The organism is Caulobacter sp. GW821-FHT05F04 (assembly GCF_059419665.1).
This window is the reverse complement of sequence record NZ_JBWKSF010000003.1, coordinates 193893-207198: the sequence shown is the minus strand read 5'-3', so window position 1 is coordinate 207198 and position 13306 is coordinate 193893. Positions and strand designations below refer to the sequence as shown.

Annotated in this window: 11 protein-coding genes; 7 read left to right on the top strand and 4 right to left on the bottom strand. The window is 68.5% G+C overall.

What is annotated here, in order from left to right; all coding sequences use genetic code 11:
• The first annotated feature begins 94 nt into the window (after positions 1 to 94).
• The 3 genes from AC07R7_RS09615 to AC07R7_RS09605 all read left to right on the top strand — a co-directional run bounded on the left by AC07R7_RS09615 (position 95) and on the right by AC07R7_RS09605 (position 3801).
• Positions 95 to 1885, top strand: coding sequence for a hybrid sensor histidine kinase/response regulator (locus tag AC07R7_RS09615; RefSeq protein ID WP_494634977.1), 1791 nt, complete (start codon positions 95 to 97; stop codon positions 1883 to 1885).
• Positions 1886 to 2107: 222 nt separating this feature from the next.
• The gene (gene rnk / locus AC07R7_RS09610) at positions 2108 to 2527 is read left to right on the top strand and encodes a nucleoside diphosphate kinase regulator (RefSeq protein ID WP_494634976.1); all 420 of its coding nucleotides are present in this window, start codon (positions 2108 to 2110) and stop codon (positions 2525 to 2527) included.
• 83 nt (positions 2528 to 2610) lie between these two features.
• Positions 2611 to 3801 (top strand): CaiB/BaiF CoA transferase family protein, encoded by a 1191-nt coding sequence (locus AC07R7_RS09605; RefSeq protein ID WP_494634975.1) that lies wholly within the window; start codon positions 2611 to 2613, stop codon positions 3799 to 3801.
• Here the strand turns inward: AC07R7_RS09605 and AC07R7_RS09600 are convergent.
• On the bottom strand, positions 3788 to 4660 hold the full coding sequence (locus AC07R7_RS09600; protein ID WP_494635229.1) for a lytic transglycosylase domain-containing protein: 873 nt from the start codon (positions 4658 to 4660) through the stop codon (positions 3788 to 3790). The two genes, AC07R7_RS09605 and AC07R7_RS09600, sit on opposite strands and share 14 nt — an antisense overlap.
• Before the next feature lie 193 nt (positions 4661 to 4853).
• On the opposite strand from AC07R7_RS09600, the gene AC07R7_RS09595 reads away from it, so the two are divergent.
• Positions 4854 to 5567, top strand: a complete 714-nt coding sequence (locus AC07R7_RS09595; RefSeq protein ID WP_494634974.1) for an energy transducer TonB family protein — start codon at positions 4854 to 4856, stop codon at positions 5565 to 5567.
• Between the two features lie 122 nt (positions 5568 to 5689).
• Here the strand turns inward: AC07R7_RS09595 and AC07R7_RS09590 are convergent, their stop codons facing one another.
• Both AC07R7_RS09590 and AC07R7_RS09585 read right to left on the bottom strand, forming a co-directional pair.
• Positions 5690 to 6853 carry an acyl-CoA dehydrogenase family protein gene (locus tag AC07R7_RS09590; RefSeq protein WP_125158800.1) on the bottom strand — a complete coding sequence of 388 codons (1164 nt, stop codon included), beginning with the start codon at positions 6851 to 6853 and terminating at the stop codon, positions 5690 to 5692.
• Between the two features lie 22 nt (positions 6854 to 6875).
• A complete protein-coding gene (locus tag AC07R7_RS09585; protein ID WP_494634973.1) occupies positions 6876 to 7886 on the bottom strand; it encodes an NAD(P)/FAD-dependent oxidoreductase in 1011 nt (336 codons plus the stop codon).
• A gap of 217 nt (positions 7887 to 8103) precedes the next feature.
• Between AC07R7_RS09585 and AC07R7_RS09580 the strand changes: the two genes are divergently transcribed.
• The 3 genes from AC07R7_RS09580 (at position 8104) to ku (ending at position 10554) form a co-directional block, all read left to right on the top strand.
• On the top strand, positions 8104 to 8511 hold the full coding sequence (locus AC07R7_RS09580; protein WP_099576434.1) for a helix-turn-helix domain-containing protein: 408 nt from the start codon (positions 8104 to 8106) through the stop codon (positions 8509 to 8511).
• 126 nt (positions 8512 to 8637) lie between these two features.
• Entirely contained in the window at positions 8638 to 9669 is a 1032-nt protein-coding gene (locus AC07R7_RS09575) for a DNA topoisomerase IB (RefSeq protein WP_494634972.1), read from the top strand.
• A gap of 54 nt (positions 9670 to 9723) precedes the next feature.
• Positions 9724 to 10554, top strand: a complete 831-nt coding sequence (gene ku / locus AC07R7_RS09570) for a non-homologous end joining protein Ku (protein WP_494634971.1) — start codon at positions 9724 to 9726, stop codon at positions 10552 to 10554.
• A 106-nt stretch (positions 10555 to 10660) separates the two neighbouring features.
• On the opposite strand, the gene ligD is transcribed toward ku, so the two are convergent.
• Positions 10661 to 13303 carry a DNA ligase D gene (ligD, locus tag AC07R7_RS09565; RefSeq protein ID WP_494634970.1) on the bottom strand — a complete coding sequence of 881 codons (2643 nt, stop codon included), beginning with the start codon at positions 13301 to 13303 and terminating at the stop codon, positions 10661 to 10663.
• Positions 13304 to 13306 lie beyond the last annotated feature (3 nt).

Genomic DNA, 13306 nt, shown 5'->3' with positions numbered 1-13306 from the left:
GTTTGAACTTTGTACCTGTGGATTAACGATACCCCGTAACCGGGTACAAACCACGCTCCCCTAAGGTGCGTCCTCAATCACGAGGAGCGCGACCTTGCTCGCCGAGCGCCGCCCACAAGATATCTCGACAGAGGGCGCCCACCTCGCCAAGGCCCTGGACGCCCAGACGGCGTTGCTGCCTTACGCGCTTGGGGTTTTCGCGGTCAGCCTGCCCCTGTTCGTATGGATCGGATCGTTCGCCGCCAACCGCGTCTGGATGACCGCCAGCTTCGCGGTGTTCGCGATCAACTGGGGCGCCTTCTACGCGGTGGTGAACTGGCTGCGCGACGAAGCGTCGCAAGATCTTAACCGCAGAGCACGAGTCCAGGTGATGGGCGGCGTGCTCTGGGCCCTGGCTTCGGTGCAGATCTCGGTCTTCGCCCTGGGCGCCGGACCGGCGCGAGAGCCCCTGCTCATGCTGGCCACGGCCGGCGCGGTGCTCTGCGCCTTCTTCGCCGCGCCCTATCTGGCGGGCCTGCTGATCGTCGCGCCGATCGCCGCGGCCGGCCCGTTGATCGCCTCCTTCGCCAGCGACCGCCAGCTGGGCGAGCTGACCTGGGGCGCTATCGCCCTGGCGATGACCCTGGCGCTGATCCTGAACCGCATGTTCCGCCGCCAGCACGACCTGGCCGTCCGACACGAACACTTGGTCGACGAACGCTTACGGGTGCTGGAGGCGGCCGAACGCACCGCGCGCAGCAAGTCGGACATCGTCGCCACCCTCAGCCACGAGATCCGCAACGGCCTGACCGGCGTCACCCACGTGCTGGCCGCCGCCGCCGGCAAGGGCGGCCGCGCCGCGCCCTCGCGCGAACAGCTGAACGCCGCCCTCGACGCGGCCCAGGACCTGATCGCGGTGCTGAACGCCACGCTCGATTCCGAGATCGCCGAGTCCGGCCGCCTCAGCGTCGAGGCTCAGCCGTTCGACCCGGTTCGCCTGGTCCAGGACCTGGCCCTGCTGGACAAGCCTCACGCTGCGGCCAAGGGCCTGGAGCTGACGGTCCATGTCGACCCGCTGCTGCGCATCCGCGACAGGGGCGCGACCGTCGCCGACGCCCTGCGCACCCGCCAGATCATCGCCAATCTGCTGGGCAACGCGGTCAAGTACACCGTGCGCGGTCGCATCGAGGTCCGTCTTGAACCCCGTGACGGGCAGATCGCCATCGAGATCGCCGACACGGGCCCCGGCCTGTCGACAGAGGAGATCGAGCAGGCGTTCGAGCCCTTCCGCCGCATCGAGCGCACCGGCGCCGGCGTCAACGGGGCGGGCCTGGGCTTGTCGCTATCGCGCCAGCTGGCCCGGTTGATGGGCGGCGCCCTGGAGGCGCGTAGCGCCGTGGGCGTCGGCAGTTGCTTCACCCTGACCCTGCCCTTCGATCCGGACGCACAGTACGCGCTCGACGCCGAAGAGATGGACGCCGCGGCCGCCGACACCTCGGGCGCGCCGCGCGCCCTGCGCATCCTGATCGCCGAGGACGACGCCCTGAACGCGGCGATGCTGCGCGCCATTCTGGAGCAGCTGGGCCATCAGGTGGTTCACGCCCAGAATGGACGCCGCGCCGCCGACCTGGCCAAGATCGCCGAATTCGACCTCCTCATGCTGGACCACCATATGCCGGTGATGGACGGCCCCACCGCCACCGCCAGCCTGCGCGACAGCGAAGGCCCCAACCGCCACGCCCCGATCGTCGCCATCATCGACGGCGACGGCGAAGAGGCCACCGGCTTCCTGGAGGCCGGCGCCGACATCATGCTGCGCAAGCCGGTCAGCGTGGCCGGTGTCGCCCGCGCCCTGGCCGACGCCGCCGCGCTCGACCGTCGCGCCGCTCGATCGGAAGCCGCCTGAGCTTCGGTTTGACAAGCCAGACGGCGAGTGGAGAATGACGCATGTTCTCGCGCTCGACCTTTCGGCGTTTTCGCCATCACGGCGGTAGCCTGCTCGCGGGCTCGTAGCCCCGAACCGTCCGCGCATCCGTCGCGGGCGTTCGGGGCGAACATCACTCCCATCGTCATCTGACGGCGCGCCGCCCGCGCCGTCGCGCCTTCACATCATCGCCAGGAGCTTTCCATGCCCCCGCAAGAGGACGCCGCCGCGCGTCCGCGCATCATCATGGCCGAGACCGAGGTCGACCGCCTTTCCACCCTGGCCCTGCAGATGGAGCAGGCGGCGCCGCTCGCGGCCGACATGCTGTTGCAGGAGATCGACCGCGCCGAGATCCGCCCCGACGGCGACATGCCCGATGGCGTCGTTCGCATGCGCTCGACCGTCCGGTTCGAGGACGACGCCCATGGCGTGGCGCGCTCGGTGCTGCTGGTCTATCCGAAGGAGGCCGACATCGCGGCCGGCAAGATCTCGGTCCTGTCCCTGGTCGGCGCGGGCCTGATCGGCCTCTCCGTCGGCCAGTCGATCCAGTGGCCCGATCGCGACGGTCACGAGCGTTCGCTGCGCATCCTCAAGGTCGAACCGCCCGGCTGTATCGTGTTCTGAACGGAGGGCTTGCCGCCAGGTAAGCCTTTCCAACCTCCTCCCCGATCCGCACACTCTTGCGCAAAGAGAAAAGGGAGAGAGCGATGCTGGAGGGACTGCGGGTCGTCGAACTGGCGACCTATATCGCCGCCCCCGGCGCGGCCGGGATCATGGCCGACTGGGGCGCCGAAGTGATCAAGGTCGAGTCGCCCGAGGGCGATCCGATGCGGCGGTTCTTCGACACCATCGGCTCGGACCAGGACGCCAACCCGATTTTCGAGCTCGACAATCGCGGCAAGCGGGCCGTGGTGCTGGACATCCGGTCCGACCTGGGCCGCGACGCGCTGAAGGCCCTGGCCGCCACGGCCGACATCTTCCTCACCAATGTCCGCCCCGCCGCCCTGGCCCGCGCCGGCCTCGACCACGAGGCGCTGAAGGCGGTCAATCCGCGCCTGATCTATTGCAGCCTGACGGGCTACGGCCTGACGGGCCCTGATCGTGACAAGCCCGGCATGGACGTCGCGGCCTTCTGGTCCCGCGCCGGCGTGGGATCGATCACCGCGCCGAAGGGGACCGAACCCTTCCCGATCCGCACCGGCATGGGTGACCACGTCACCTCGCTGGCCACCGTGTCGGCGATCCTGGCGGCGGTCCACGAGAGACAACGCACCGGTGTTGGCCGATTGGTCGAGACCTCGCTGCTCCGTACGGGCGTCTACGCGATCGGTTCGGACATGGCGATCCAGCTGCGGTTCGGGAAACTGGCCTCGACGCGGGGGCGGCGCGAGGCGGTGCAGCCGCTGGCCAACTTCTATAAGACCGCCGACGGTCGCTGGATCTGCCTGCTGCCCCGCCAGGGTTCGGTCGACTGGCCGCGTATCGCCGCCGCCGCCGGTCGGCCGGAGCTGGTCCAGGATCCCCGCTTCGCCAACGCCAAGGCCCGCCGCGAGAACGGCCAGGCTCTCGTCGACATCCTGGATGAAGCCTTCGGGGCCATGGCCTATGACGACGCCGCCGAAGCCCTGGACGCCGGCGACATCACCTGGGCGCCCTATCAGACCCCGCGCGAGCTGGCCGCGGATGCGCAGGCGGAAGCCGCCGGCTGCTTCGTCGACACCCCCGACGGCGCGGGCGGCACGTTCAAGGCCCCCGCCGCTCCGGCTCGTTTTCCCGGCGCGGAGGACGGCCCGCGCGGACCCGCGCCGAAGCTGGGCGCGCACACGGCGGCGGTGTTCAGAGAGTTGGGTTGGTCCGAGGATCAGGTATCAGAGCTAACCAAGCTCAGCGCTGCTTGACCTTGTCGTTGGCCTCGGCCAGCACGCGCAGCATCTCGGCCGAGAACATCGAGCTGGCCAGGCGCTGACCGCCGCCCATGCTCGAGCCGCCCGAGCCGCCGAACGGGTTGGCGGCGTCCTGCGAGCCGCGCAGGATCAGGTCGACCATCGCCTCCTGCTGGCGGATGCGCTCCAGACGGCGGCCGCCGGCATATTGCATGAAGCCCTGATCGCCTTCGGGCAGCTTGACCGTATCCGGCTGCTCGGTGACGCGGGTCGCGCCGCCGGTCCTGGTCAGGTTGGCGTAGACCTCGCCCACCGTGGCGGCGCGGCCGTCCTTGTAGAAGATCGACTTGTTGGCCTGGGCCGCGTCCGGGAACATCGCCGCGGCGCTGGCGCCCGGCGAGGCTGTGGCGGCCTGGATCAGCCGAGCCGAACCCGCCGGACCCAGGAAGTGGGCGGCGTAGAGCTCGCCGGAGGTCGGGTCGCGCCCCACCCGCCCTCGCAGATACGAAGCGTGGTCGGAGGTCAGTTCACCCGCCATCAGCGAGGCGGCGTGCGGATCGGCCTTTAGGCCCAGCACGGCTTTGCGGGCTTCATCGCCATCGACCCGATAGCGACCGTCGGGCCCCTGCGAGATCAGATCGGCATAGCGAGCGTAGCCGTACTTGGAGCCGTGCTTCTTCAGCGTGGACAACCAGGTCTGGTCTACGAACTGGAAGAGGCCCGACGCCGAGGAGGTTCGGGCTCTGGCGGCCGGGTTGAAGCCGCTTTCGCGCTTGGCCGTGCCCATCAGGAACGTGAAGTCGACCCCCGTCGCGCTGGACGCGCGCTGGATCGCCGACTCGACGACGCTGCGGATGGAACTGACGGCGGGCATGGACATCAGGAGTCGGCGACTATGGTTAATTCGCGATTAACCACGTTGACCAACCGTCCCCGTATGACGACATGCCGCACCCATTCTTACAAGCGTAAGACAAATCGCCACTGAGATTACGATTGTCAATTTACAGCCACACGCGTTCGTGCTGAGCTGATCCTACAACTGTAATCCAGCGTAGGAGATCGACATGAACCTGGCTCTCCATCCTAGCGGCTCCGGCATCCCCGGCCTGGACGACACCCCGCGCAAGCCCTCGAAGGTGCTGGTCATCGGCATCGCCGTCTCGGCCGCCGCGCACCTCGGCCTGATCGGCTACCTGGCCTACACCAAGTACGTCACGCCCCTACCGATGGCGCAGGAGGACCCCGGCTTCAGGCTGGAGTTGCCCTACACGCCGCCGAAGCCGCCGCCTCCCCCGCCGACGACCCAGCCGCCGCCTCGGAACCAGATCCGGTTACACACGCCAGTTCCAACGCCCATCCCCGCACCCGATCCCCTCCCCATCAAGCCCGTGGAGATTCCTCCCGGCCCGACCGTCACCGGCCCGCCGGTGATGCCGACGATCCCGGCCGCGCCGACGCAGCCCCCCGCGCCCCAGCCCAAGGTGATCACCCGGGCCAACTGGCTGCGCACGCCCTCGGCGGACGAAGTCTCGCGCTACTATCCGGAAAGCGCCCAGCGGCGCGGCCTGTCCGGTTCGGCGACGCTGAGCTGCACGGTCGCCCTCAACGGCGCGGTCCGCGATTGCGTGGTGGCCTCCGAAACGCCCGCTGACGAAGGCTTCGGCAATGCGGCGCTGAAGATTTCGCGCTTCTTCAGGATGAAGCCGCAGATGGAGGACGGCCAGGCCGTGGACGGCGCCACGGTCCGCATCCCGATCCGGTTCAGCGCGGGCGCCTGAAGCCCCCCCTCCGGCGCTGAAACGGCGGCCGGGTCGCTAGCCTTCCGCGACCCGGCCTTTTCTTTGCTTGTCGCGCATCCGGGCGGCGAACCGCTCACACTTCGCCTGACGCGCTCGCGATCTCAATAGCTCTTCGGCAGTCCCAGCACGCGCTCGGCGATGAAGTTCAGGATCATCTCGCGGCTAACCGGCGCGATGCGGGCGATCATCGCCTCGCGGAAGTAGCGCTCGACGTCGTATTCCTTGGCGTAGCCCATGCCGCCATGGGCCAGGACCGCGTTTTCGCAGGCGTGGAAGCCCGCCTCGGCGCCCAGGTACTTGGCGGCGTTGGCCTCGGCCCCGCAGTCCTTGCCCTGGTCGTAGAGAGCGGCGGCCTTGAAGGCGAGCAGGTTGGCCGCCTCCAGCTCGGCCCATGACTTGGCCAGAGGGTGAGCCACGCCCTGGTTCTTGCCGATCGGCCGGCCAAACACGATCCGCTCGTTGGCGTAGGTGGTGGCCTTGGCCAACGCCGCGCGGCCCAGGCCGATGGCCTCGACGGCGAACAGCACCCGCTCCGGGTTCAGGCCATGCAGGAGGTAGGCGAAACCCTTGCCCTCCTCGCCGACCAGATCCTCGGCCGGCACGAACAGGTCCTCGATAAAGAGCATGTTACATTCGACGGCCTTGCGGCCCATCTTCGGGATCGGCTTGGCCTCGATCTTCTCGGCGTCGGTGTAGAACAGGGACAGGCCCTGGTGCGGCTTGGCGCACTGGTCCTTGGGCGTGGTGCGGGCGATGATCAGGATCTTGTTGGCGCGCTGGGCGCCGGTGGTCCAGATCTTGCGGCCATTCAGGCGATAGCCGCCGTCGACCTTCTCGGCGCGGGTCTCCAGGCTGGACGTATCGAGGCCCGAGTTCGGCTCGGTCACCGCGAAGCACATCTTGTCCTCGCCCGAGATGATCCGAGGCAGCAGGCGATCGCGCTGCTCGTCCGAGCCGAACTTCACCAGCGGCATCGGACCGAAGATGTTGAGGTGGATGGCCGAGGCGCCCGAGAAGCCCGCGCCGGACTGGGCCACGGTCTGCATCATCACGGCGGCCTCGGTCAGGCCCAGGCCGGCCCCGCCGACGCTCTCCGGCATGGCCACGCCCAGCCAGCCGCCCTCGGCGATGGCGGCCACGAATTCCTCGGGGAAGATTCCAGTCTCGTCCGTGCGACGCCAATATTCGTCGTCGAAGGCGGCGCACACCTTGGCCACGCCCTCGCGGATGGCTTCCTGCTCTTCGGTCAACCAGAATCCGGACATCCGGCCCTACTCCCCTGCGTTGTCAGCCCTCGGACTTCTCGAAACGGCGCGCGTCCATGACAGCGGCGTCCGGGCCCGGGTTATCGCCATTCAGATACGCCGCGACCATGTCGGCCACAAGCGGCGCGAACAGCCAGCCGTTGCGCCGCGCGCCGACGACCAGCATGACGCCGGGCGCCCGGCTCCAGCCCACCAGCGGCAGGCCGTCGGGCGTGGTGACGCGAACGCCGACCTCGACCTTGGCCGCGTCGAGATCCAGCTCCGGCCTCAGAGCCCAGGCCGCCGCGCGCAGGCTCTGTGTGGCCGAGGCGTCCGGCGCGAGGTCGTCGCGGCCAGCCTCCATGGTCGCGCCGATGGCCAGGTCCTCGCCCGGCGCCAGATAGACGCCCTCGCCACGCACCACCGCGCCAACGGCCTCGGCGGAAACTCGCAGGATCTGGCCCTTGATCGGCGCCAGGACCTGGGTCTCGGGCGCCAGGCGGCCACCTCGCACGCCAGGGCCGGTGGCCAGCACCAGGGCGTCGAAGGCTTCGGTCCGACCGTCGGCCAAGGTCAGGACGCCGGGCGCGAAGGCCTCGACCGTTCCGGTCTCGAACCGCGCTCCGGCGGCTAGCGCCGCCGCGCGCATCGACGCCAGCGCGGGTTGCGCCTCGATACGCCAGTCCTCGGCGGTCGTGTCGGCGTCGGGCAAGCCAAGGGCCGCGAGTCGCTCGCCGACCTGACCGCGCCAGGCGTGGGAACCCTCGAACCGCACGCCCGCGCGAGTCAGGGCGATTCCCAGGTCATCCGCGAACGCCGGCCACAGGTCGCGGGCGCGGCGCATAATGGAGAGGTGCCCACGCGAGGCGGGATCGAACAGCGCCTCGCTGACCGGCGCCAGCATGCCGGCCGCCACGCCGGAGGCATTGTCACCCGGCGGGGCCGGATCGAAGACCGTGACCTTGAACCCTATTCGCGCCAGGCGCAGCGCCACGGCGGATCCCAAAGCGCCGGCGCCAGCCACGGCGATACGCGCGCCTGATTGAACTGTCATGGCGCGCAAACACCTTCCAGGCGCGCGAACGTCAAGTCCGGAATGACCATGCTGGTTACTCGATCTATTCATCATTAACGATAGTAAATCGAGCGCGACACTTTGGCGCGAAGACCCGTTCCGTGCACGTCCGGACGTGACGATGCAGCCAAGCTGTGTCTATACCCGTTAACATTGGCATGAAGGCCGCCGAGCGGCGCAGATGGAATAGAGGCGGATGAACGATCGACCCGCAGTCGAACCAGCCCACCCCGTTGATCTCTATGTGGGCGCCCGGCTGAGAATTCGCCGCAAGATGATGGGACTTTCCCAGACCCAAGTCGCGGACGCTCTGGGCATCACCTTCCAGCAGATCCAAAAATATGAGCGTGGCGCCAACCGCATCAGCGCCAGCAAGCTCTATGATGCCGCCAAGTTGCTGCAAGCGCCTGTCTCCTACTTCTTCGAGGGCCTCGAGGACACCGACGGTGGTATCGACGACGGTTTCGCCCAGCGCATGACCGAGTTCGTCTCCACGCCCGAGGGCCTGGAGCTGGCCAGCCTGTTCCCGCGCCTGTCGGACCGCCGCCTGCGCCGCCGGGTCGTCGACCTGGTCCGCGCCATGGTGGACGACGACGCGCCCTAAACGGCTTCCGCCCAGTACCGCTTTCGAAAGGCCCGCGATGTGCGAATCGCGGGCCTTTTCGCATTCGGAACCGCCTCCTCACGCCCGCCGTTGATCCGGCGACGGAGCGCTGACGAGGCCAAGGACATGCCACGCGACACGGTCGATCTCCAGCCGGCCCCGCCCGGCCTTCTCTACGTCAACGACGACGATCCCGGCTTGCGGCGGATCAAGAGCGGCGACGGCTTCGACTATCGCGATCCCGACGGTGACCGCGTCGACGACGCCAGGACGCTCGACCGCATCCGCGCTCTGGCCATACCGCCAGCCTGGACCGACGTCTGGATCTGCCCCTCGACGCGCGGCCACATCCAGGCCACCGGCCGCGACCAGCGGGGCCGCAAGCAGTATCGCTATCACGAAGGCTGGCGGCGCGACCGCGACGGGCTGAAGTTCGGCCGCATGATCGCCTTCGGTCGAGCCCTGCCCAAGCTGCGCGCCCAGGTCGAAAAGGATCTCGCCCGCCGCGGCCTTCCCCGCGACAAGGTCGTCGCCGCCGTGGTGCGGCTGATGGAGCTGACCCTGATCCGCGTGGGCAACGAGGCCTACGCCAAGGAGAACAAGAGCTTCGGACTGACCACCCTGCGCGATCGCCACGCCAGGCTGTCCAGCGTCGGCGGCGCGTTCCAGTTCAAGGGCAAGAGCGGCGTCGTCCATACGACCGGCTTCCGCGATCGTCGTCTGGCCCGCATCGTCAAGGCCTGCCAAGACGTTCCGGGTCAGAGACTCTTCCAATATCTGGACGACGACGGCCAGCGGCGCTCGGTCGAGAGCGCCGACGTCAACGCCTATATCCGCGCGGCGATGGGCGAGGACTTCTCGGCCAAGGATTTCCGCACCTGGGCCGGCACCCTGGCCGCGGCGCGCGCCCTGTGCCTGATCCCCAAGGCGACCAGCGCCACCGAGGCCAAGCGCAACGTCAACACCTGCGTGAAGGCCGTCGCCGGCCTGCTGGGCAACACCGCCGCCGTCTGCCGCGGGTCCTACATCCATCCGCTGGTGCTGGAATCCTATCAGCAAGGCGTCTTGCCGCTGAAGCCGGGCCGGTCGGAGCGCGCCTTTGAACTGGCCACCATCCGCTTCCTGGAAGCGGCCCAGGCCTCGTGCGCCGAAGCTTAGCGGAACGCCCCCGCGCCGAGCGCCGTTGAGTCGGCTCGAACGGAGAAAACGCCCATGGCCGCCGGCCGTCCCACCTGGCAAGGCCACCTGCGCCTGTCGCTCGTGACCTGTCCCGTCGCGATGTACACCGCCACCGATGCGCGCGGCGACGTGCACTTCAACATGCTGCACAAGAAGACCCACAACCGGATCCGGATGATCCCGACCGATCCGGACCTGGGTCCCATCGAGCGCTCGGACATCGTCAAGGGCTACGAGTACGAGAAGGGCGAGTACGTCGTCATCACCCAGGACGAAATCGACGACGTGCGCCTGGAAAGCACCCGCACCATCGACATCGAGACCTTCGTACCGGCGGCCGACATCGACCGGCTCTATTGGGACAATCCGTACTTCCTGGTTCCTGACGGCAAGCTGGCCGCCGAGGCCTATGGCGTGATCCGCGAGGCGATGAGCAAGGAGGGCCAGGTCGCCCTGGGCCGCGTGGTCATGCACCAGCGTGAGCGCCTGCTGGCCATCGAGCCGCGCGACAACGGCATGGTCGCCTGGAGCCTGCGCAACCGCCGCGAGGTGCGCGACGCCGCGACCTATTTCGACGCCATCCCCGATAAGAAGCCCGACGCGGCGATGATCCAGATCGCCCAGAAGATCATCGAGCAGAAGGAAGGCCCCTTCGATCCCGAGCAGTTCAACGACCGCTACGAGGACGCGCTGCGGGCGCTGATCAAGGAAAAGCAGAAGGGCAAGGGGCGAAAGGTCTCCGCGCCGGCCGAGCCGGAGGACACCAATGTGGTAGACCTGATGGAGGCGCTGCGGAGCAGCCTGGGCAAGGCGCCGGCGAAGAAGCCTGCGGCCAAGGCTCCGGCGCGGAGGAAGGCCAGCTAACCCTTCTTCCGTTTTCCCTGGCGCCGGCGTAAGGCGCGAACACCGCAAAGGCGCTGGATGGATCTGGATCCCGGCCTTCGCCGGGAAGATCGGTGTTGGGTCTGGCTCACCCCTTCCCCAGCTTCTTGATCGCCGCCGCCAGGTCCCGTTCGCTGTCCGCGTAGGCGTCCCAGGCGTCTAGCCCCTTCACCATCCCGGGAACCGTCCGGATATTGAACCGCGCAGGATCCAGACCCTTCCTCACCTGCGTCCAGGCCACGGGCCACGACACCGGCGCGCCGGGACGCCCGCGCGGCGACAGCGGCGCCACCGCCGTGCTCATCCGGTCGTTGCGCAGGTAGTCGAGGAAGATCTTCCCGCCCCGATCCTTCTTGGCCATCGAGATCAGGTACTGGTCGGGACTGTCGGCGGCCATACGGGCGCAGACCTCGCGGGCAAAGGCCTTGGCGGCGTCCCAATCGACCTTGGTCCCTTTCAGCGGCGTGACCACGTGCAGCCCCTTGCCGCCGGTGGTCTTGCAGAACGGGACCAGGCCCAGGGCCTCCAGTCGGTCGCGGATCTCGCGCGCCCCTTCGACCACGACGTCGAAAGAGACGTCCGGGCCCGGGTCGAGGTCGAAGACCAGACGACCCGGGACCTCCGGCGCGCCCTCCCGGCAGTTCCAAGGATGCAGCTCGGTCGCGCCCCATTGGGCGGCTGCGACCAGGCTCTCGACGGTGTTGAAGACCAGGTACGGCTTGCGGTCGCCGTTCACCGTGACCTCGTCGATCAGGGCCGAGACGCCCTTGCCCGCATGGCGCTGGAAGAACGTCTCGCCGCCGACGCCGTCCGGCATGCGGATCACCGAGCAGGGCCGCCCCTTGACGTGCTCCAGCATCCACGGACCGACGGCCTCGAAATATTCGGCCAGATCCAGCTTGGTCCCGGGCGTCCCATCGCCGGCGTCCGGCCACAGCGGCTTGTCGGGATTGGAGATCGCCACACCTAGCACAGAGGCCTTGCCGCCGGCGCGCTTCGCGAGCCCTGCCTTGGGCTGAGCCAGCGCGACGTCTTCGACCGGCGCGGGCGCTTCGGCCTCGACCGCCCTCGCCGGCTTGTCCTCGCGCAATCCCTTGAACGAAGCCTGTCGCACCGAGCCGTCTCCCGTGAAGCCAGCGAACTCTATCTCGGCGACCAGCTCCGGCTCCACCCAGTGAATGTCCGCCCCGCCCCGTGGCGCGCCTTTACCGCCGAATGGCGAGGTCTTCCGCGCCAGCGTCTTCAGGGCCGGCAGCAGCTTGGCCACCTTGTCGCGGCCGAAGCCCGTGCCGACCCGGCCGACATGGGCCAGCTCCCCCTCGTCGTTGTAGATGCCGACGATCAGCGAGCGGAACGCATCGCCGGTCGTGGTCCAGCCACCGATCACCACCTCGTGGCCGGCCCGGCACTTGGCCTTGGTCCAGGTCGCGCCCTTGCCGGAGCGATAGGGCGCATCGAGCTTCTTGGAGACCACGCCCTCCAGCGACATCCGGCAAGCCGACCGCAGCACCGCCTCGCCGCCGCTGGCGAAGTGCTCGACATAGCGGATGCGCTCACCATCAGCGGGCAGCAAGATCTTCAGCCGGGCCTTGCGGTCGGACAATGGCAGGCCGGTCAAGTCCTGTCCGTTGGCGTGCAGGAGGTCGAAGGCGAAGAAGATCAGGTCGTCGGTCTTCTCCTCCGACAGCGCCGCCTGCAGCCCCGCGAAGCTGGGCGAACCGGCCAGGTCCAGGGCCACGACCTCGCCGTCGATCAGGGCGTCGGGCAGGCCCTTGGCGGCCTCGATCAGTCGCGGGAAGCGCTGGCTCCAGTCGAGGCCCGTCCGGGTGCGCAAGGTCGCCTTGCCGCCCTCGATGCGCAACTGCATCCGGTAGCCGTCGAACTTGATCTCGTGCACCCAGCCTTCGCCGGTGGGCGGGCGGTCGACGAGTTTGCACAGCTGCGGTGGGATGAAGTCCGGCATGGCCGCCTTGGGCGTCGCCGTCTTCGCGCTCGGCTTGACCTTGGAGGATTTGCTCTTCGGCGCGCCAGCGTCCTCGGCGGCTTTCTCGGCGCTAGCCTCGGGCGAGTTGGTGCTGCTCCAGACCGCGTCCGGCGTCGGACCGGCCTTGGTCATGAACGGCGTCGGCGCCTTGCCCTTGCCAGCCGCGATGTCTTCCATCGTCCGGCCCGAGGCGATCGAGAAGGACGTATCCTCCAGGAAGTCGAGGTCGCCCTCGATGGCGAACGCGTCGCGGTGCTTGATCAGCAGCCAGTTCTCGCGCTTGCCGCCTTTGGCGAACTTGTCGTTGTTGATGCGGACCAGGACCCAGCCGCCCTTCATCCGTTCGCCGGCGAAGACCAGCTTGATCTCGCCCTTCTTGAGCCCCTTCTCCAGATCGAAGCCCGGCTCGGGCGCCCACCAGCCGCGATCCCACAGCATCACCGTGCCGCCGCCGTACTGGCCCTCCGGGATCGTGCCCTCGAAATCGCCATAGGCCAGCGGGTGATCCTCGACATGGACTGCCAGGCGCTTGTCGTGCGGATCGCGAGACGGGCCGCGGGTCACCGCCCACGAGAGAAAGACGCCCTCGTGCTCCAGCCGCAGGTCGTAGTGCAGCCGGGTGGCGTCGTGCTTCTGGATGACGAAGCGCGCCCGCGCCGAAGCCGCGACAACGGCCTCGCCGGAAGGCTCGGCCGTGATCTTGAAGTCGCGCTTGGCCTCGTAGGCCGACAGCTTCGGCGCGGTCATCGT

Bases quoted from the DNA above. Each gene is read 5' to 3' on its own strand.
- AC07R7_RS09595 (WP_494634974.1), top strand. From the start codon at position 4,854: ATGAACCTGGCTCTCCATCCTAGCGGCTCCGGCATCCCCGGCCTGGAC.
- AC07R7_RS09605 (WP_494634975.1), top strand. From the start codon at position 2,611: ATGCTGGAGGGACTGCGGGTCGTCGAACTGGCGACCTATATCGCCGCC.
- rnk (WP_494634976.1), top strand. From the start codon at position 2,108: ATGCCCCCGCAAGAGGACGCCGCCGCGCGTCCGCGCATCATCATGGCC.
- AC07R7_RS09590 (WP_125158800.1), bottom strand. From the start codon at position 6,853: ATGTCCGGATTCTGGTTGACCGAAGAGCAGGAAGCCATCCGCGAGGGC.
- AC07R7_RS09575 (WP_494634972.1), top strand. From the start codon at position 8,638: ATGCCACGCGACACGGTCGATCTCCAGCCGGCCCCGCCCGGCCTTCTC.
- AC07R7_RS09580 (WP_099576434.1), top strand. From the start codon at position 8,104: ATGAACGATCGACCCGCAGTCGAACCAGCCCACCCCGTTGATCTCTAT.
- ligD (WP_494634970.1), bottom strand. From the start codon at position 13,303: ATGACCGCGCCGAAGCTGTCGGCCTACGAGGCCAAGCGCGACTTCAAG.
- ku (WP_494634971.1), top strand. From the start codon at position 9,724: ATGGCCGCCGGCCGTCCCACCTGGCAAGGCCACCTGCGCCTGTCGCTC.
- AC07R7_RS09600 (WP_494635229.1), bottom strand. From the start codon at position 4,660: ATGCCCGCCGTCAGTTCCATCCGCAGCGTCGTCGAGTCGGCGATCCAG.
- AC07R7_RS09585 (WP_494634973.1), bottom strand. From the start codon at position 7,886: ATGACAGTTCAATCAGGCGCGCGTATCGCCGTGGCTGGCGCCGGCGCT.